The sequence below is a fragment of the Caldovatus sediminis genome, assembly GCF_014644455.1.
Lineage (GTDB): Bacteria > Pseudomonadota > Alphaproteobacteria > Acetobacterales > Acetobacteraceae > Caldovatus > Caldovatus sediminis.
In genome coordinates, this window is sequence record NZ_BMKS01000004.1 from 347,081 (window position 1) to 365,384 (window position 18,304).

The following is an 18,304-nucleotide window of genomic DNA, read 5'->3' on the forward strand; positions in this document are numbered from 1 at the left end:
TAGCGCTGCCCCGGAGGCGGGCGGGAACCCAATTCCGGACCGGAACAATCGAGGAGGAGGGACTCATGGCGCTCCAGCTCGGCCAGGTCGCGCCCGACTTCGAGGCCGACACGACGATGGGCCGGATCCGCTTCCACGAGTGGATCGGCGATTCCTGGTGCGTGCTCTTCTCGCATCCGAAGGACTTCACCCCCGTCTGCACGACCGAGCTCGGCTACATGGCCAGGCTCATGCCCGAGTTCCAGAAGCGCAACGTCAAGATCATCGGCCTCAGCGTCGATCCGGTCGAATCCCACAAGGGCTGGTCGAAGGACATCGAGGACGTGATGGGGGCCGCCCCGAACTACCCGATGATCGGCGACCCCGACCTCCGGATCTCCAAGCTCTACGGCATGCTGCCGGCGAGCGCCGGCGACACCTCGGAGGGGCGTACGCCGGCCGACAACCAGACGGTGCGCAACGTCTTCGTCATCGGGCCGGACAAGCAGATCAAGCTGATCATCGCCTATCCGATGAGCACGGGGCGCAACTTCGACGAGATCCTGCGGGTGATCGACTCGCTGCAGCTCACCGCGCGGCGGAAGGTCGCGACGCCGGTGAACTGGCAGCCCGGCGAGAAGGCGATCATCCTCGCCTCGATCCCGGACGAGGAGGCGAGGAAGCTCTTCCCCCAGGGCTGGGAGGCGAAGAAGCCCTATCTCCGCTACGTGGACGTGAACGCCTGAACATGGGCGCGGGCGTTCCCGACATCCCGCCGCGCGCCGCCTGGGAGGCGTTGCGCGACGACCCGCAGGCGGCGCTGGTGGATGTGCGCACCGAGGCGGAGTGGACCTTCGTCGGCCTGCCCGACCTCGGCGCGGCGGGGAAGCAGCCGGTATTGGTGCAGTGGCAGCTCTACCCCTCGATGCAGCTCAACGGCCACTTCGTCGAGCAGCTCCGCAAGGCGGGGCTGACGCCGCTGCACAAGCTCTACTTCCTCTGCCGCTCGGGGGCGCGCAGCCTGGCCGCGGCGCAGGCGGCGCAGGCGGCGGGCTTCCCGCACGCCTTCAACATCGCCGACGGCTTCGAGGGGCCGGTGGACGAGGAGGGCCACCGCGGCACGCGCGGCGGCTGGAAGGCGGAGGGACTGCCCTGGCGGCAGCGGTGAAGCCGTAGCAGACTGGCCGCGCCCGGGCCCCGAGGAAGGAGGACGCGATGGACGCGCCGCTGCCGCTGAAGACCGAGTTCCTGTTCCGCATGTCGCTCGACGCCGGCGCGCCGCAGATGGTGGGCGGCGTGCGCGGCGGCGAGCTGCGCATCATCCCCGTGACCGGCGGGCGGATCGAGGGCCCGCAGCTCAGGGGCGAGGTGCTGCCCGCGACCGCCGCCGACTGGCTGCGGGTGGAGCCGGACGGCACCGCGCACATGGACGTGCGCCTGACGCTGCGCCTCGCCTCCGGCGCGATCGTCTACATGCACTACACCGGCCTGCGCACGGCCCCGCCCGAGGTGCTGGCGCGGCTGGCGCGCGGCGAGACGGTGGACCCCAGCGAGTACTACTTCCGCACCGCGATCCGGTTCGAGACGGGCGACGCCGCCTTCGGCTGGCTGAACCGGGTGCTGGCGGTGGGCGTCGGCCAGCGCCCGCCGGGCGGGCCGGTGTACGACGTGTACGCGGTGCGGTGAACCGCCGGCGGCGGGGCGCGCTCAGCCCCGCCCCGCCAGCTGCCGGTTCTCGAGGCGGCTCAGCAGCCGCACCACCGGCCAGAGCAGCACGAAGTACACCACCGCCGCCGCGACGAGCGGGCTCGCGTTGTAGGTCACGCTCTGCGCCTGGCGCGCCTGGAACAGCAGCTCCGGCAGCGCCACCACGCTCGCGATCGAGGTCAGCTTCACCACCTCCAGCGTGTTGCTGATGAGGTCGGGCAGCACGTTCCGCACCGCCTGCGGCATCACGACATAGGCCATCGCCTGGCCGCGCGTGAGGCCCGTGGAGCGCGCCGCCTCCATCTGCCCGCGCGGCACGCTCTCGATGCCGGCGCGCAGGATCTCGCCGTAGTAGGCGCCGGTGTTGAGGAAGAAGCCGATCGCCACTGCCCCCCAGGCCGGCAGCTCCAGCCCGGCGAAGGGCATGCCGGCGTAGATGAAGACCAGCAGCACCAGCGGCGGCAGCGCGCGGAAGGTGTCCACCCAGGCCATCAGCGGCCAGCGCACCAGCGGGTGCCGCACCGTCGAGAGCAGCGCCAGCACCGTCCCGCCGACCAGCCCGAGCGGCACCACCAGCAGCGACAGCAGGATCGTCTGCACGAGGCCCTGGACCAGGATCGGCGAGGCCTCGCGCATGATCTCGAGGTTCAGGAAGGCGAGGGCGAAGTCCTCCCAGGACATGCTCAGCGCCTCCAGGCGAAGCGCGTCTCGACCCAGCGGCCGAACACCACCACCGGGATGAACAGCACCAGGTAGGCCAGCGCGCCGAGGGTGAGCGGCGTCGGGTTGAAGCTGAAGGAGACGCCGGCATGCGCCGCGCCGAGGATCTCCTGCACCGCCACCACCGAGGCCAGCGCCGTCCCCTTGGTGATCGCGATGGTGCGGTTGGTGAGCGGCGGGATGGTCAGCCGGATCGCCTGCGGCAGCACCACGAAGCGCAGCGTCTGGACGAAGGTGAGCCCGGTCGAGCGCGCCGCCTCCCACTGCCCCTTGGGGACCGAGGTGATGCCGGCCCAGAAGATCTCCTCGGCGAAGGCCATCAGCACCAGCGACAGCGCGAGCCAGGTCGAGGCGAAGCCGGAGAGCTGCATCCCCGCCGCCGGCAGCCCGAAGAACAGCAGCACGATGACGACGAGCGGCGGCAGCGCCCGGAACAGGTCCACCACGAAGATGATCAGCCAGTTCAGCGGCCGCACGCCGAGCGAGCGCACCAGCGCGAGCAGCAGCCCGGCGGCGAGCCCGCTGACGACGATCAGCAGGGCGAGCACCACCGTCAGCCGGAAGCCGTCCACGATCTTCGGCAGGTACTCCGCCGCCACACGGGCGTTGAGGAAGGAATCGGCGAAGCGTTCCCAGGCGGTCACGGGACTAATGGCGCTCGATCTGCGAGATGAAGGCCCGCGTGCGCTCGTGCCGCGGCGCGCCGAAGATCTGCTCCGGCGTGCCCTCCTCGACGACCAGGCCGTCGTCCATGAACAGCACCCGGTCGGCGGCGGCGCGGGCGAAGCCCATCTCGTGGCTCACCACCACCATCGTCATCCCGTCCTCGCGCAGCTCGCGCATCACGGCGAGCACGCCGCCCACCAGCTCCGGGTCGAGCGCGCTGGTCGGCTCGTCGAACAGCATCACGCGCGGCTCCAGCGCGATCGCGCGCGCGATCGCGACGCGCTGCTGCTGCCCGCCGGAGAGCTGGCTCGGGTAGTGGTCCGCCCGGTCGGAGAGGTGCACGCGCTCGAGCGCCACCCGCCCGCGCGCCTCCGCCTCCGCCCGCGGCAGGCCGAGCACCTTGCGCAGCGCGAGCGTGACGTTCCCGAGCGCCGTCATGTGCGGGTAGAGGTTGAAGCCCTGGAACACCATGCCGATGCGCCGGCGCGCCTTGTTGATGTCCGTGCGCCGGTCGAGCAGGTCTATCCCGTCGACGACGATCGAGCCCGCGCTCGGCTCCTCCAGCCGGTTCAGGCAGCGCAGCAGCGTGGACTTGCCCGAGCCGGAGGGGCCGATCACGAACACCAGCTCGCGCTCGGCCACCACCAGGTCCACGCCCTTCAGCACGTGCAGCGTGCCGAAATGCTTGTGGACGCCGCGCGCCTCGACGATCGGGCGGCTGGTCACGCCGCCGCATCCCGCCGCAGGCGCGGCGCGTTCGCCCCGGCCCTCACCCGCCGCAGCGCGGCGTGTGCGGCGTCGGGTCGTAGCCCGGCATGTCCGGCACGCCGTAGCCCGGGAAGACGATGTTCTCGGCCTGGTCCGGCCTCGGCCGGTTCCCGAACCACCGCTCGGACAGGCGCGCGACCGTGCCGTCGAGCTTCATGCACTCGATCACTTCCTCGACCTGGTTGCGCAGCGCCGCGCTGTCGCGCCGGAAGGGCGTCGCCCAGTGGAAGCGCGTGCCCGGCAGCACCCAGTCGGCCACGAATTGCGGCGTGCGCGAGGCGCTGTAGCGGATCACCGTGTTGCCCGAGAGGTTCGCGTAGGCCCGCCCCTGCAGCACCGCCTGCACCGCGTCCGGCTGGGTGTCGAAGGCGAGCAGCGTGAGGTTCAGCCGCTCGGCGTTCCGCGTCACCCACTGCTCGTAGGGCGTGCCCTTGTTGACGCTGATCGCCTTGCCGCGCAGGTCCTCCTCGGAGCGGATCGGCGGCGTGCCGCGGCGGATGCCGAACTGCAGCTCGGTCCAGAGGTAGCCCTCGGTGAAGAGCAGGTTCTCGGCGCGCTCGCGCGTCACCGTCGTCGGCGCGCAGAGGAAGTCGTAGCGGCCGGCGTTCAGCGCCGGGATCAGGCCGGAGAAGCTCGCCGAATCGATGACGATCTCGCGCCCCATGCGGCGCGCGACCTCGCGGAACAGGTCGATCTGGAAGCCCTGCACCCCGCCCTGGAGCGAGGGGAAGGCGTGCGGGGCGAAGGTGCCGTCCACGGCGCAGCGCAGCGGCGGCTGGGCCTGCGCCTGCTGGGCGGCCGCCGGCGCGGCGGCGAAGGCGGCGGCGAAGGCGGCGGCGGCCCCGGACAGGGCCGCGGCGAGTCGGGGGCGTCGCAACATCTGTTGTCGTCTCCCGCTTGTGACATCGCGATCGGAGGACGATCCCAGAACAACCGGCCGATGGCAACCGCCGAGGGACCGCCGGCCGCGCCCGGCGCGGAACTGCCGGCGAGCCGCCCGCCGCCCGCCTGCCACGGAATTGCCCCATCGGCGTCGCGCCGCCGCCTTGGAGGCGGGCCAGGAAACGCGCGACCGAACCCGAAGGGATGCGGCACCGATGCGCACGACCCGCGGCACGCTGCGGACCATCCTCGCCCTCGGCCTCGTCGTCGGGGGGCTCCTGCTCGACCTCATCCTCGTGGTGCTGATCCTCGGCGAGGGCTTCGTCCCGGGGCGCCTGCCGACCGGCCTGGCCGCCATCCTGGCGGTGCTGGGCGGGGCGATGCTGCTGACCGGCCTGTTCCTGGTCGAGCCGCGGCGGCCGGCGGCCGAGCTCGGGCACCGCGGCCGCCCGGCGCTCGCCCCGCGCTGACCGCGCCGCGCGCCGGGACCGGCCGCGGCACGGGGCGGGAGGGGACGGTTCATGCCTTCTCGGGATAGAGCGAGAGCAGGCCCGCCTCCGACGCCTCGCAGCGCCCGCGCTCGGTGATCAGGCCGGTCACAAGGCGCGCCGGCGTGACGTCGAAGGCCGGGTTGGCGGCCGGGCTGCCCTCCGCGGCGACGCGCACCGTCTCGATCCGCCCGTCGGCGGTGCGGCCGGTGAGCTCCGTCACCTCCGCCGCGTCGCGCTCCTCGATCGGGATCTCGGCGAGGCCGTCGCGCACGCGCATGTCGAGCGTCGAGTGCGGCATCGCCACCCAGAACGGCACGCCGTTGTCGCGCGCCGCCAGCGCCTTGAGGTAGGTGCCGATCTTGTTCGCCACGTCGCCCCGGCGCGTCACCCGGTCGGTGCCGACGATGACGATGTCCACCTCCCCGTGCTGCATCAGGTGCCCGCCGGCGTTGTCCGCGACCACCGTGTGCGGCACGCCGTGCCTGCCGAGCTCCCAGGCGGTCAGCGCCGCGCCCTGGTTGCGCGGGCGGGTCTCGTCCACCCAGACATGGACGGGCAGGCCGGCGTCGTGCGCCTGGTAGATCGGGCTGAGCGCGGTGCCGTAGTCCACCGTCGCCAGCCAGCCGGCGTTGCAGTGGGTGAGCACCTTCACCGCCTCGCCCGGCGCCTTGCGCGCCGCGATCTCCCGCAGCAGCGGCAGGCCGTGCGCGCCGATGCGCCGGCAGGTCTCGACGTCGTCCTCGGCGATCGCCGCGGCCTCGGCGTAGGCGGCGGCGGCGCGGCGCCCGGCCGGCCGGTCGTGCAGCGCCGCCCGCATGCGCTCCAGCGCCCAGCGCAGGTTGACTGCGGTCGGGCGGGTGCGGCCGAGCGCCTCGCATACCCGGTCCAGATGCGCCGTCGAGGGGTCCGCCCGCATCGCCAGCACCACGCCGTAGGCCGCGACGGCGCCGATCAGCGGCGCGCCGCGCACCTGCATCGAGCGGATGGCGTGCGCCACCTGGCCCGCATCGGTCAGGCGCAGGATCTCGAGCGACCAGGGGAGCCGCGTCTGGTCGAAGATCCGCACCGACCAGCCGTCCTCCTCGTCCACCCAGACGCTGCGGTAGTGCCTGCCGGCGATCCTCATGGCGACATCCTCGTGAATCTGCGGGCTCTCCGGCCCTCCGCGGCGTGCCGGCGCGGCGAGCACCGCGTGCCGCGCGGGAATACTCCCACTGGAGGCGCAGCGCCTCCCGCCCCGGTGCGGGGGTGGTGCAGTTCCCGGTCGCGATGTCGGCCGGGAGGGTCCGGACGAAGGAGACCGCCAGGTTCGCCGCCATCCGCAGCGTCGCCATGAGAGCGAGGGCCGAGGGACAGGCCGCGCGCCGCCCGGCACCGGCGACAGCGCCGTCTGGGTCACCGCCGGGATTCCCAGAAGCCTCACGTCCATGTGCTCGGGCTTGCCTCCGGATGGGCGGGGCAGCGCGCGGCGCGGCGCGGGGTTGGCCGCCGGAGGCGGGACGGCGGCTCAGACCCTCTGGTGCAGCGCACAGACCAGCGTGAACAGGCGGCGCGCCGTCTCGAAGTCCACCGCGACCCGCCCCTTCAGCCGCTCGGCGAGGATCTCGGCGCCCTCGTTGTGCAGGCCGCGCCGGCCCATGTCGATGGCCTGGATGCGGGCCTCGCCCTGGTGCTCGGCCACCGCGCGCTCGTGGCTCTCGACCACCATCTGGTAGTCCTTGATCAGCCTGCGGAACGGGCCGAGCGCCAGGGCGACGGCGCGCAGCGGCCGGCCGTCCTGCCCATCCCGGATGTCGAGCACGAGGCGTCCGTCGCGGAGCCACAGGCGCAGGGCGAAGGGGCCGGGGCGCGGCACGCCGGCGGGACGGAAGCGGTTGCCGCAGAGCAGGTCCCGGACCGCCTGACGACGATCTGCCTCGGCATAGGGGCTGGGCGGCGGCGCCGCCTCGGGCAGCTCGATCCGGATCAGGTCGCACGGCGGCTGGGCGGCGGACTCGCCCGCGCCGGCCGGCGCCGGGTCGGCCAGGCGCCGGTCAGGCATCGCGCCGGTCCCGCGCGGTGGCGGCGATGGCCCGCGGCGCGTCCTGGTACTCCGTCCCGGTGATGCCGAGGCGCATCATCCAGCCCACCACCGCGCCCTTCACCGGGCGCAGCATCAGTGTGCAGATCACCGTGAACAGCGGCAGCCAGAGCGCCATGTGCAGCCACATCGGCGGCTGCCAGGCGCGCTCGATCCACAGCACGAAGGGCAGCAGCAGGTGACCGGCGAGGAAGATGGTGAAGTAGGGAGGCGCGTCGTCGGCCCGCAGCGCGGCGAGCGGGGCGCCGCAGCCCGTGCAGGATGGCGAGAGGCGCAGGTAGCCGGCAAAGAGCCGGCCGTCGCCGCAGGCCGGGCAGCGCCCGGAGGCGCCACGCCCGAGGCCGGTCCAGAACGAGGGCGGCTGGTGCGGCGGCGATGCGGGCGGGAAGCGGTTCGGTTCCCAGCGCATGGCGGCATTCCTGTTCCTCCGGCGCGCCGCGGTTGAAGAGGGAACGGGTCCCCGCCCGATCGGCCGGACCTCCACGCCATGCGCCGGTTGTTGTGCGCTGCACAATCTAGGCGGCACGGCGACGGAATCCAACCCTCATCTTTGCGCAAGCGGCTTGCCGAGGCGCGGCGCCTAAGGGAATTTGCCCCCATGAGCGCCGAACGCATCCTGGTCGTGAACCCCAACACCTCGGCGTCCTGCACCGCCGGCATCGCGGCGGCGATGGCCCGGTTCGCCGCGCCCGGCCTGCCGCGCATCGAGGTGACCAGCCTGCCCGGGGGGCCGCCGGCCATCGCCACCTGGCGCGACTGGTACGCCGTCGCCGAGCCGCTCTGCCGCCTGGTGGAGCGCGAGCCCGCCGCCTGCTACGTCATCGGCTGCGTCTCCGATCCCGGGCTCGAGGCGGTGCGGATGGTCACCGACCGGCCGGTGCTCGGCATGATGCGCTGCGCGGTCGCGGCGGCGCTGGCGCGCGCCGAGCGGTTCGGCATCGTCGCCTTCCTCGAGACCTCGCGCCCGCGCCAGCGCCGCGTGCTGCAGGCGATGGGCGCGGAGCAGCGCTGCGTCGGCTCGATCCCGCTCGGCCTCGACATGGAGAGCCTGACCGACCCGGTCGCGCCGCGCGAGCGGCTGCAGGCCGCGGCGCGCGAGCTGGTCGCGATGGGCGCCGAGGCGGTGGTGCTGGGCTGCGCCGGCATGGCCGGCCACCTCGCGGCGGCGGAGGACGCGGCCGGCGTGCCGGTGGTGGAGCCCTGCCAGGCGGCGGCGGCGCAGGCGCTGCTCGCGGTGCTGTCGGCGCGGCGCGGCGCGGCGACGCCCGCGCTCGCGGACGCGGCGCAGTAGCGCGGGCGCTCCGCATCCGGCCCCCTTCGACCGTCCCGGAACGACACGCAGAGGGAGAGACGCATGTCCGCCACCATCAGCGCCTCGGCGATGCGCGGCAACGCCGGGCCCCGCTACAAGCACCTCGCGCCCGAGGGCACGCCCTACGAGACCATCACCGTCGAGAAGCTGACGCCGATCATCGGCGCCGAGATCGGCGGCGTGGACCTCGGCAATCCCAGCAACCGGCAGATGGACGAGATCCACCGCGCGCTGGCCGAGAACCTGGTGATCTTCTTCCGCGACCAGCACCTGACGCCGGAGCAGCACCTCGCCTTCGGCCGCCAGTTCGGCGAGCTGCACATCCACCCCGCCGCGCCGCACGAGCCGGGCCACCCCGAGCTGATGATCATCAGGACGGAGAAGAACTCGTCGCGCGCCAACGGCGAGGGCTGGCACAGCGACGTCTCCTGCGACCCCGAGCCGCCGATGGGCTCGATCCTCTACCTCAAGGAGGTCCCGCCGGTCGGCGGCGACACGCTGTTCGCCAGCATGTACGCCGCCTACGAGGCGCTGTCGGACCGCATGAAGGCCTACCTCGAGGGCCTGACCGCGATCCATGACGGCGAGCACGTCTATCGCGGCCTCTACGCGGACCTCGGCGTTGCCGACAAGCCGAGCTATCCGCGCGCGGAGCACCCGGTGATCCGCACCCATCCCGTCACCGGGAAGAAGGCGCTGTTCGTCAACCGCGGCTTCACCGTGCGCATCAACGGCATCCCGCGCGACGAGAGCGACGGCATCCTGCGCTACCTGTTCGACCTCGCCGAGCACCCGCTGTTCCAGTGCCGCTTCCGCTGGCGCGCCAACTCCATCGCCTTCTGGGACAACCGCTGCGTCCAGCACCGCGCGATGTGGGACTACTGGCCGCACACGCGCTACGGCAACCGCGTCACGATCAAGGGCGAGCGGCCGGTCTGAGCGGGCGGGCAGGGAGCGAGCGGGGCACGCCCCGCTCCCCTCGCTCCCCCGCGGCCTATTCCAGGCGCACGCCGGCGGTGCGGATGACGCGGGCGAACAGCGCCTCCTGCTCGGCCCGGTAGGCCTTGAGCGCGTCGGGCGCGATCTTCCACGGCGTCGCGCCGCTCTCCTGGAACCTGCTCACCAGATCCGGGTTGTCGAGCGCGCGGTTGGAGAGCGCCGCCATGCGCTCGACCATCGGTGCGGGGATGCCTGCGGGGCCGACCACGCAGCCCCAGGAGGTGATCTCGAATCCCGGGAGGAACTCCGCCATGGCCGGGACGTCGGGCGCGACCGGGCTGCGCTGCGCCCCGGTGACGGCGAGGGCGCGCGCGGTGCCCTGGCGGACATGGGCGATGGCGCTCGGGATGTTGCCGAACACCATGTGCACGCGGCCGCCGAGCATGTCGGTCAACGCCGGCGCCTCGCCGCGGTAGGGCGCGTGGACCATGTCCACCCCGGCCATCTGCTTGAACATCTCGCCCGAGAGGTGGACCGTCGTGCCCGTGCCGCCGGAGCCGAACACGTACTTCCCCGGTTCGCGCTTCAGCAGGGCGATCAGCTCCGGCACGGTGCGTGCGGGAAGGTCGTTGTTGACGACCAGCATGTTCGGGATCTGGAACATCCCGCTGATGTAGGTGAAGTCGCGCCCTGCGTCATAGGCGAGGCTCGGGTAGAGCGACGGCGCGATGGCGAGCGGCGCGATGGAGCCGAGGCCGATCGTCGTGCCGTCCGGCGCCGCACGGGCGATCGCCGTGGAGCCGACCGTCCCCGCCGCGCCGGTCCGCACGTCGATCACGAACTGCTGGCCGGTGATTTCCGACATCTTCGTGCACCAGATGCGCCCCATGATGTCGGTCGTGCCGCCGGGGGCGAACACGTTGATGTACCGGATCGTCTGGGTCGGCCAGTCCGGGCCCTGGGCCCGCTGCTGCGCCCGCGCCGGCGACACGGCGGCCGCGGCTGAGCCGGCGAGGCCGAGGCCGAGCACGGCGCGGCGGGTGCCGGCCGCGGGTCCCTTGGCCGGGGCGGACGTGGTGTGAGGTCGCATGCGTTTGCCTCCCTGCGGCCCGGTCCTCGGCCGCACAGGCGGCATCATATCCGAGGACCGGGCCGCCGCGAGCCCGTGCGCGAGACCGCGCCGGCGCCGCGCGGGATCCGGCTGCCGCGTCAGTCCGCCGCCTGCGCCGTGCCGCCGCCCGGCCGCCAGGCCGGCGGCGCGACGCTGCCGGTCTGCTCGACGATGCGGCGGTAGGCCTCCGGGCGGCGGTGGCGGGCGAAGTCGAAGATCGTGCTGCGGCCGAGGGCGCACATGTCGAGGTCGCAGTCGGCGACGATCAGCTCGTCGTCCCAGCTCGTCGCCTGGGCCATGATCTCGCCCTGCGGGTTGACGATGATGGAGTGGCCGAAGAGCTCGTGCCCGTCCTCGGTGCCGGCCTTGGCGGTGGCGACGGCGAAGCAGGCGTTCTGGTAGGCGCCGGCCTGCACGCTGAGATGCGAGTGGAAGACGCGCAGGTGGTGCGCCTCGAAGCCGCGGTTCTCCATGTTGAGCGAGGGCGTGTTGTAGCCGAGCATGACGATCTCGACCTGCTGCAGCCCCATCACGCGCCAGGCCTCCGGCCAGCGGCGGTCGTTGCAGATCATCAGGCCGACGTTGGCCTCCTGCGCGCCGACCGGGGCGCGCACCACCGGGAAGCCTAGGTCGCCGACCTCGAAATAGCGCTTCTCCAGGTGCTGCACCCTGCGCCGCGGGTCGTACTCGGCGTGGCCGGGGAGGTGGACCTTGCGGTACTTCAGCACGATCTCGCCGGAGGGATGGACGAGGATCGCGGTGTTGAAGCGGCGCCCCTCCGGCGTCTTCTCGGCGTAGCCGAGGTGGAAGGCGATGCCGTACCTGCGCGCCGCCTCGAACAGCGGGGCGGTGGCGTCGGAGGGCATCGCCGTCTCGTACCAGTGGTCGGCATCGGCGAGGTCCTCGTGGTACCAGCGCGGGAAGAAGGTGGTCAGCGCCAGCTCGGGGAAGACGACGACCTCGGCGCCGCGCCGATGGGCGCGCTCCATCAGGCGGACCATGCGGCCGACCGCGACCTCGCGGCCATCCGCCTTCTGGATCGGGCCGAGCTGCGCGGCGGCGAGGGTGACGATGCGGGGCATGGCGCGGTGCTCCTCCGGCCCGCCCGTCACCCGACCAGGCCGAGCTCGCGCGCCTTGATCTGCATCGCGAGCGTCTTCGAGTAGATGCGGCACTGCGCGAGGCTGCCGGCGATGAACCACAGTCCCGGCTGGGCGGTCGGGCGCCACATGTTGCGCAGCTCGCCCTCCGCGTCGAAGCCCCAGACCGGCCCGACGCGGTCGGCGATCGCGTCGCCGAGGGCCTGGCGCACCACCTCCTGCTGGTTCGCGTAGCCGGTGGCGAGCACGATCAGGTCCGCGCGCTTCACCGTGCCGTCCCTGAGCAGCGCGCCCTCCGGCGCGAAGCGTTCGATCGCGTCGTACTGCAGCAGGCCGACGCGGCCCTCGACGATCATCTCCGAGCAGCCGGCGTTGAAGTAGTACCCGCCGCCGCGGTTCTGGTACATGATCTGCCAGCCGGTGTCGTCGGGGCCGAAGGTGAGGCGGAAGCCGCGCCGCTCCAGCCCCTCCAGCAGCGCCCGGTCGGCCTCCCGCCCCTTGGCGGTGAGGAGCTGGTGGGCGCGGCGGAACACCGGATAGGGGAAGGAGGTGGCGAGGAGGTCGCAGTCCTCGAAGGGGATGCCCTCGTCGTAGAGGGCGTAGGCGGACTGCGCCTCCCTCAGGCTGACCACCATCGTCGGGCTGCGCTGGATGATGGTGACCTCGGCGCCCCCGGTGCAGAGGTCCTGCGCCACGTCGTGCCCGCTGGTGCCGGTGCCGAGGACGAGCGCCCGCTTGCCGCGCCATTCCGTGCTGCTGCCGTAGTCGCCGGAATGCAGCACCGTGCCGCGGAACTCCTCGAGGCCCGGCAGGTCGGGCGTGACGGGGATGCTGCTGACGCCGACGGCGAAGACGAGGTGGCGCGGGCGCATCACCCGCTCCGTGCCGTCGGCGCGCTTCAGGCGCACCTCCCAGCGCCGCGCCGCCTCGTCCCAGGCGCCGCCGGCGAGCTCGGTGCCGGTCCAGACGTTCAGCTCCATCGCCTCGGCGTAGAGCTCGAACCAGTTGGCGAGCATGTCCTTCGGGATGAAGACCGGCCAGGTCGGCGGGAAGGGCATGTAGGGGAGGTGGTTGACGCGCGTCTCGTTGTGCAGCGTCAGCGAGTGGTAGCGGCGGCGCCAGTTGTCGCCGAGCCGCGCCTCGCGGTCCACGACCAGCGTGTCCACGCCGAGCTGGCCGAGCCGCGCGGCGACGGAGAGGCCCGCCTGCCCGGCGCCGACGACCAGCACCGCCGGGTCGCGGTCCGCGTAGGCGCGGGCGCGGTTGCGGCGGTCGAGCCAGTTCTCGCCGCCGAAGTTCCGCGTCCAGTCCACCTCCTTCCAGCGGCGGCCGGTGGCGGGGTCCTCGTGGCCGCGGATCTCGTCGAGGGCGGTCATCAGCGTCCAGGCGCGCGGCGCGCCTCCGGCCTCCACCAGCCGCACCACGCCGTTGCAGGGGCCGATCGCGGTCTCGAAGGTGAAGATCGCCTCGATGGCCTCGGTGTCGGCGCGCCGCACCCGCCGCGGCGGCGTGCGGCCGCGGGCGAGGGCGAAGCCGCGCGGCCGCATGCGGGCGAGCGCCGCGCCGAGGCGTTCCGCGATGGCGGCGGGGCCGGAGGCGGTGCGGAGGTCCCAGGTGAAGGCGAGGATGTCGCGCCAGTGGCTGTCGGCATGGAACAGCGCCCCGATCCGCGCGGGGTCGCGGCCGGACAGGGCGCGCTCGAAGGCGTCGAGCCATGCGGTGGCGGCCGCTTCCGCCGAGGTGCCGATCAGGGTGCCGTCCATGGCGCGAGTCTCCTCCGGAATGGCCGCGTCGGCGGGGCGGGCCGGCGCGGGCGCTTGGCGGGGATACTGGGCCCCGCCCCGTGGTGCGGCAACCCGGCTCCGGTCACGCCGGCGGGACCGCGCCGACCTGGTCCACGATGCGCCGGTAGTGCTGCGGGCGGCGGTGGGCGGCGAAGTCGAACATCTTCTCCTTGCCCTGGCGGCAGGCGTCGAGGTCCACCTCGGCGACGATCACCTCGTCCTCCAGCGTCTTCGCCTGGGCGACGACGAGGCCGTTCGGGTCCACGATGACGCTGCCGCCGATCAGGCCGGCGCCGTCCTCGACGCCCGCCTTGGCGACGGAGACGGCCCAGGTGGCGTTCATGTAGGCGTTGGCCTGCACGGCGAGGGTGGAGTGGAAGGTGCGCAGCTCCGCGCTCTCGCTCTCGCCGCCGTTGGGGTCGTAGGCGGCGGAGTTGTAGCCCATCAGCATCAGCTCGACGCCCTGCAGGCCGTAGCAGCGCCAGCCCTCCGGCCAGCGGCGGTCGTTGCAGATCAGCATGCCGAGCACCGGCGAGCCCCAGGCGCGCGGGCCGCGGAAGGCGGGGAAGCCGAGGTCGCCGTACTCGAAGTAGCGCTTCTCGAGCTGCTGGTAGCGCTGGCCCGGGCGGATCTCCCGCGAGCCGGGGAGGTGGACCTTGCGGTACCTGCCGAGGATCACGCCGTCCGGGCCGGTGGTGATGGCGCTGTTGAAGCGGCGGCCGTCCTCGGCGAGCTCGGCGTAGCCGAGATAGAAGCCGACGCCGAGCGCGCGGGCGCGGTCGAAGAGCGGCTGCACCTGCGGGTTGGGCATGGCGCGCTCGAAGTAGCTGAGGAGCTCGGCCTCCTCCATCGGCCAGCGCGGGAAGAAGGTGGTCAGGGCGAGCTCGGGGAAGACGACGAGCTGCGCGCCCTGCGCGGCGGCGTTCTCGAGCAGGGCGATCAGGCGGTCGAGCGTGTGGGCGCGGGAGTCGGCGCGCTGGGTTGGGCCCATCTGGGCGCCGGCGACGCGGATCGTGCGGGAGCTTGCGGTCATGACGGCGATCGTCCTTGCGGCGCGGAGGGGGCCAGATTGGCAGGGCCGGGCGGCGCTGGGCAGGGGGGCGGCGGCACACGGCGGTGGGCGGGAGCGGGGGCGCGGCCGGCTGCACGCTGCGCGCGCCGGATGGAAGGGCGAACATGCGATGAACATGATCGGGCGCGCAACGCCGCGGCGGGACCGGATGCCCCCGGTCCGGGGCCGGAGCCGGGCGACGACGGGTGAAGCCTCGGCCTGGCCGCCCTATCCTGCGGTCATGATCCTTTCGTCCACCATCACCTGCCCGCTGTGCGGCCACCGCCGGACCGAGACGATGCCGACCGACGCCTGCCGGATCCTCTACGACTGCAAGGGCTGCGGCGCGGCGCTGCGGCCCAGGGCGGGCGACTGCTGCGTGTTCTGCTCCTACGGCGACACGCCATGCCCGCCGGTGCAGGCCGAGGGCGCCTGCCGCCCCCCGGCGGCCGCCCCGCAGCGGGGACCGGGCGGCGGGCGCCCGGCATGACGGCCCCGCCCCGCGGCCCTCGCGCGGATCACTCCTCGCCGAGATAGGTGCCCGTGGTCTGCCGCGGCACGAAGCGGCCGGTGCCCGGCGTGGCCTTCACCTCCCGCCCGTCCCAGACGCAGCGGCCGCGCAGGTAGGTGGCGGCGACGCGCGCGGCCATCGGGCGGCCGTGATAGGGCGACCACCTGGCGTCCTCGCGGTCGCGGATGTCGCGCTCGTCGAAGGTGAAGTCGCCGGGCTCCAGCACGCAGAGGTCGGCGTCGCTTCCCACCCGGATCGCGCCCTTCTTCGGGAACAGGCCGTGGAAGCGCGCCGGGCGCTCGGCGCAGTAGCGCGCCATCCAGGTGAGGGGGAGCGAGCGCTCGGTGAGCAGCGTGTACATCAGCGGCGCGAAGCTCTGCAGGCCGGTGAGGCCGGCGCCGAGGGCGAAGATGTCGCCCCTGTACTCCTTGCGCTCGCGCGGCCAGGGGGCGTGGTCGGTGGAGACGTAGGCGACCTGGCCGGCGGCCAGCGCCCGCCACATGCGCTCGACCTCCTCGCGCGTGCGGAAGGGCGGGTTGCACTTCCCGAAGCCGGCGAGGCGGACGATGTCCTCCTCGGTCATGCAGAGGTACTGGATGCAGGCCTCGCCGGTGGCCTTGCCGCCCATGCGGCGGAACACCTCGGCGATCTCGAAGCCGCGCGCGAGGGAGGAATGGGCGATGTGGACGTGGGCGCCGGTCTCCAGGCCGATCTCGAAGATCTCGAGGTCGGCCATGGTCTCGCAGAGCGGCGGGCGGGTGCGGCAGTGCCAGATGGGCGAGGTGTCGCCGCGCGCCTTCGCCTCCTCGGTGAGGCGGACGACGATCTCCTGGTCCTCGTTGTGCACGGCGACCATCAGGCCGGTCTGGGCGATGGCGCGGAAGGCCTCGACCATGGTCGGGTGGTCTATGCGCGGGAAGCGGACCGGGTCGTACTCGTAGGTGGAGAGCTTGAAGGAGCAGGCGCCGGCCTCGGCGAGGCCGGGGATGGCGTCCACGCCGCCCGTCTTCCGGATGGTGCCGTAGAGCGCGACGTCCACATGGGCGAGGCGCTCCACCCACTCGACCTTCTCGCGGAGGATCGCGGCGTCGGTGACGGGGCGCGGGACGTCGTAGGGCATGTCCACGCAGGTGGTGACGCCGCCGGCGGCGGCGCACATGGTGGCGCCCTCGATGCCCGGCCAGCCGGTCGAGGAGGAGGTGTGCATGTGGCCGTCCACCAGGCCGGGGAGGACCAGGCGGCCGGAATGGTCGGCGGTCTCGCGGGCGGGCGGCGGCGGGCCTTCGCCGATCGCGGCGATGGCCTCGCCGCGCACGGCGATCCAGCCGTCGCGCAGCACGCGGTCGGGGAGGACGAGGTCGCCACGGATGAGGCGGTCGAAGGGCGGCTGGTCCATGCGCGTCGGGTCCTCGGTGTCGTCGGCCTTCGCCGGCAGGGGATGGCGACACCCTAGGCCGGCGCGCGGGGCGCGAACAGCCGCCGCGGCGCGTCGCGGCGCGCCGGTCGCGGGCAGGCGGCCGGACGGGCGCAATTGACGCCGTGGACCGCCGGCGGGAGAACGCCGCCCGGCCTGAACCAGCGCGAGGGATCGCCCGCCGATGCAGCTCCATCCCGTGAAGGTCCATCCGTCCAAGGCGCTGCTGCCGCGCGAGCAGCAGCTCGCCTGGAAGATCGCCGGGGTCGCCGTGGACCCGGTGCCGGTCGAGGACGCGGTGGCCGAGATGATCGTCAACCGGGTGATCGACAACGCCGCGGTGGCGATCGCCGCGGTCAACCGGCGCCCGGTGGTCTCGGCGCGGCAGATGGCGCTCGGCCATCCGCGCGACGGGGGGGCGACGATCTTCGGCGTGGACGCCGGGCGGCGGTTCTCGCCGGAGTGGGCCGCCTGGGCGAACGGGACGGCGGTGCGCGAGCTCGACATGCACGACACCTTCCTCGCCGCCGACTACTCGCACCCCGGGGACAACATCCCGCCCGTGCTCGCCGTGGCGCAGAGCATGGGGCGGTCGGGCGAGGAGGTGATCCGCGGCCTCGCCACCGCCTACGAGATCCACATTGATCTCGTGCGCGCGATCTGCCTGCACGAGCACAAGGTGGACCACATCGCCCATCTCTGCCCGGCGGCGGCGGCGGGGATCGGGACGCTGCTCGGCCTCGACCAGGCGACGATCTACCAGGCGGTGCAGCAGGCGGTGCATGTCAGCATCACCACGCGCCAGAGCCGCAAGGGGGAGATCTCCTCCTGGAAGGCCTACGCGCCGGCGCACGCCGGCAAGCTCGCGGTCGAGGCGGTGGACCGGGCGATGCGCGGCGAGGGGGCGCCGAGCCCGATCTACGAGGGCGAGGACTCGGTGGTCGCCTGGATCCTCTCCGGCCGCACCAAGGCGGACCGGGACGGGCGGGCGAGCGTCTACGAGCCGGTCTACTACCAGGTGCCGCTGCCGGAGGCGGGGGAGCCGAAGCGGGCGATCCTCGCGAGCTACACCAAGGAGCACTCGGCCGAGTACCAGAGCCAGGCGCTGATCGACCTCGCCTTCCGCATGCGGGAGCGGATCAAGGACTTCGAGGCGATCGAGCGGATCGTCATCCACACCTCCCACCACACCCACTACGTGATCGGGACCGGGGCGAACGACCCGCAGAAGATGGACCCGAAGGCGAGCCGGGAGACGCTCGACCACTCGATCATGTACATCTTCGCCGTCGCCCTGCAGGACGGGCGCTGGCACCACGTGGACAGCTACACGCCGGAGCGCGCCGGCCGGCCCGACACGGTGCGGCTCTGGCACAAGATCGAGACCCGCGAGGACCCGGAGTGGACGCGGCGCTACCACTCCCACGACCCGAACGAGAAGGCGTTCGGGGCGCGGGTGGAGATCTTCCTCAGCGACGGCTCGCGGATCGAGGACGAGATGGCGGTGGCGAACGCCCACCCGCTCGGGGCGCGGCCCTTCGGGCGGGAGGACTACATCCGCAAGTTCCGCATCCTGACCGATGGGCTGATCGCGCCGGCGGAGTCCGAGCGCTTCCTCGAGGCGGCGCAGGAGCTGCGGCGGCTGAAGCCGGGCGAGCTGCACCGGCTGAACGTGGCGCTGCCGGACGGCGCGCTGGTCAAGGGACGGCCCGGCATCTTCTGAGGCCGGCGGCACCCGCCGTCCCCGCGCGCCCGTGCCGGGGCCGTGGCGCCGCGCACATATATATAG

20 protein-coding genes are annotated in these 18,304 nt (G+C 73.2%); 8 read left to right on the plus strand and 12 right to left on the minus strand.

Going from position 1 to position 18,304, the window contains the following annotated elements; genetic code table 11:
* Positions 1 to 65: 65 nt before the first annotated feature.
* From IEX99_RS08865 to IEX99_RS08875, 3 genes are read left to right on the plus strand one after another with little or no spacing between them, the layout of a single operon-like run.
* Positions 66 to 725, plus strand: coding sequence for a peroxiredoxin (locus IEX99_RS08865; RefSeq protein ID WP_188899654.1), 660 nt, complete (start codon positions 66 to 68; stop codon positions 723 to 725).
* Positions 726 to 727: 2 nt separating this feature from the next.
* Complete coding sequence (locus tag IEX99_RS08870; protein WP_188899655.1) at positions 728 to 1,147, plus strand: rhodanese-like domain-containing protein; 420 nt, start codon at positions 728 to 730, stop codon at positions 1,145 to 1,147.
* Between the two features lie 47 nt (positions 1,148 to 1,194).
* Positions 1,195 to 1,665: a DUF3237 domain-containing protein gene (locus tag IEX99_RS08875; protein ID WP_188899656.1), complete on the plus strand. Its 471-nt coding sequence runs from the start codon at positions 1,195 to 1,197 to the stop codon at positions 1,663 to 1,665.
* 21 nt (positions 1,666 to 1,686) lie between these two features.
* Here IEX99_RS08875 and IEX99_RS08880 read toward each other — a convergent pair whose 3' ends face one another.
* The 4 genes from IEX99_RS08880 to IEX99_RS08895 are packed head-to-tail and all read right to left on the minus strand — an operon-like array spanning position 1,687 to position 4,720.
* Positions 1,687 to 2,367, minus strand: a complete 681-nt coding sequence (locus tag IEX99_RS08880; RefSeq protein WP_188899657.1) for an amino acid ABC transporter permease — start codon at positions 2,365 to 2,367, stop codon at positions 1,687 to 1,689.
* A 2-nt stretch (positions 2,368 to 2,369) separates the two neighbouring features.
* Positions 2,370 to 3,050, minus strand: a complete 681-nt coding sequence (locus IEX99_RS08885; RefSeq protein WP_188899658.1) for an amino acid ABC transporter permease — start codon at positions 3,048 to 3,050, stop codon at positions 2,370 to 2,372.
* Positions 3,051 to 3,054: 4 nt separating this feature from the next.
* On the minus strand, positions 3,055 to 3,798 hold the full coding sequence (locus IEX99_RS08890; RefSeq protein WP_308421478.1) for an amino acid ABC transporter ATP-binding protein: 744 nt from the start codon (positions 3,796 to 3,798) through the stop codon (positions 3,055 to 3,057).
* Between the two features lie 43 nt (positions 3,799 to 3,841).
* Complete coding sequence (locus tag IEX99_RS08895) at positions 3,842 to 4,720, minus strand: transporter substrate-binding domain-containing protein (RefSeq protein WP_188899659.1); 879 nt, start codon at positions 4,718 to 4,720, stop codon at positions 3,842 to 3,844.
* 217 nt (positions 4,721 to 4,937) lie between these two features.
* On the opposite strand from IEX99_RS08895, the gene IEX99_RS08900 reads away from it, so the two are divergent.
* Positions 4,938 to 5,192: a hypothetical protein gene (locus tag IEX99_RS08900; protein WP_188899660.1), complete on the plus strand. Its 255-nt coding sequence runs from the start codon at positions 4,938 to 4,940 to the stop codon at positions 5,190 to 5,192.
* Between the two features lie 49 nt (positions 5,193 to 5,241).
* Here IEX99_RS08900 and mtnA read toward each other — a convergent pair whose 3' ends face one another.
* From mtnA to IEX99_RS08915, 3 genes are all read right to left on the minus strand, one after another.
* On the minus strand, positions 5,242 to 6,339 hold the full coding sequence (gene mtnA / locus IEX99_RS08905) for an S-methyl-5-thioribose-1-phosphate isomerase (RefSeq protein ID WP_188899661.1): 1,098 nt from the start codon (positions 6,337 to 6,339) through the stop codon (positions 5,242 to 5,244).
* A 381-nt stretch (positions 6,340 to 6,720) separates the two neighbouring features.
* Positions 6,721 to 7,254, minus strand: a complete 534-nt coding sequence (locus IEX99_RS08910) for a UPF0262 family protein (RefSeq protein ID WP_188899662.1) — start codon at positions 7,252 to 7,254, stop codon at positions 6,721 to 6,723.
* The gene (locus IEX99_RS08915; RefSeq protein WP_188899663.1) at positions 7,247 to 7,702 is read right to left on the minus strand and encodes a DUF983 domain-containing protein; all 456 of its coding nucleotides are present in this window, start codon (positions 7,700 to 7,702) and stop codon (positions 7,247 to 7,249) included. The genes IEX99_RS08910 and IEX99_RS08915 overlap by 8 nt, the downstream gene beginning before the upstream one ends.
* Before the next feature lie 189 nt (positions 7,703 to 7,891).
* On the opposite strand from IEX99_RS08915, the gene IEX99_RS08920 reads away from it, so the two are divergent.
* Both IEX99_RS08920 and IEX99_RS08925 read left to right on the plus strand, forming a co-directional pair.
* Complete coding sequence (locus IEX99_RS08920) at positions 7,892 to 8,584, plus strand: aspartate/glutamate racemase family protein (RefSeq protein ID WP_188899664.1); 693 nt, start codon at positions 7,892 to 7,894, stop codon at positions 8,582 to 8,584.
* 63 nt (positions 8,585 to 8,647) lie between these two features.
* Complete coding sequence (locus IEX99_RS08925) at positions 8,648 to 9,544, plus strand: TauD/TfdA dioxygenase family protein (protein WP_188899665.1); 897 nt, start codon at positions 8,648 to 8,650, stop codon at positions 9,542 to 9,544.
* Positions 9,545 to 9,599: 55 nt separating this feature from the next.
* Here IEX99_RS08925 and IEX99_RS08930 read toward each other — a convergent pair whose 3' ends face one another.
* From IEX99_RS08930 to IEX99_RS08945, 4 genes are all read right to left on the minus strand, one after another.
* Positions 9,600 to 10,634, minus strand: a complete 1,035-nt coding sequence (locus IEX99_RS08930) for a Bug family tripartite tricarboxylate transporter substrate binding protein (RefSeq protein ID WP_188899666.1) — start codon at positions 10,632 to 10,634, stop codon at positions 9,600 to 9,602.
* Between the two features lie 119 nt (positions 10,635 to 10,753).
* A complete protein-coding gene (locus IEX99_RS08935) occupies positions 10,754 to 11,737 on the minus strand; it encodes an N-carbamoyl-D-amino-acid hydrolase (RefSeq protein ID WP_188899667.1) in 984 nt (327 codons plus the stop codon).
* Positions 11,738 to 11,763: 26 nt separating this feature from the next.
* Complete coding sequence (locus tag IEX99_RS08940; RefSeq protein WP_188899668.1) at positions 11,764 to 13,518, minus strand: flavin-containing monooxygenase; 1,755 nt, start codon at positions 13,516 to 13,518, stop codon at positions 11,764 to 11,766.
* Between the two features lie 103 nt (positions 13,519 to 13,621).
* Entirely contained in the window at positions 13,622 to 14,572 is a 951-nt protein-coding gene (locus tag IEX99_RS08945; protein WP_188899669.1) for an N-carbamoyl-D-amino-acid hydrolase, read from the minus strand.
* A 259-nt stretch (positions 14,573 to 14,831) separates the two neighbouring features.
* Between IEX99_RS08945 and IEX99_RS08950 the strand changes: the two genes are divergently transcribed.
* A complete protein-coding gene (locus IEX99_RS08950) occupies positions 14,832 to 15,080 on the plus strand; it encodes a GDCCVxC domain-containing (seleno)protein (RefSeq protein WP_188899670.1) in 249 nt (82 codons plus the stop codon).
* Between the two features lie 28 nt (positions 15,081 to 15,108).
* Here the strand turns inward: IEX99_RS08950 and IEX99_RS08955 are convergent, their stop codons facing one another.
* Positions 15,109 to 16,497, minus strand: coding sequence for a dihydroorotase (locus IEX99_RS08955; RefSeq protein ID WP_188899671.1), 1,389 nt, complete (start codon positions 16,495 to 16,497; stop codon positions 15,109 to 15,111).
* Positions 16,498 to 16,699: 202 nt separating this feature from the next.
* Between IEX99_RS08955 and IEX99_RS08960 the strand changes: the two genes are divergently transcribed.
* Entirely contained in the window at positions 16,700 to 18,238 is a 1,539-nt protein-coding gene (locus tag IEX99_RS08960) for an MmgE/PrpD family protein (protein ID WP_188899672.1), read from the plus strand.
* Positions 18,239 to 18,304 lie beyond the last annotated feature (66 nt).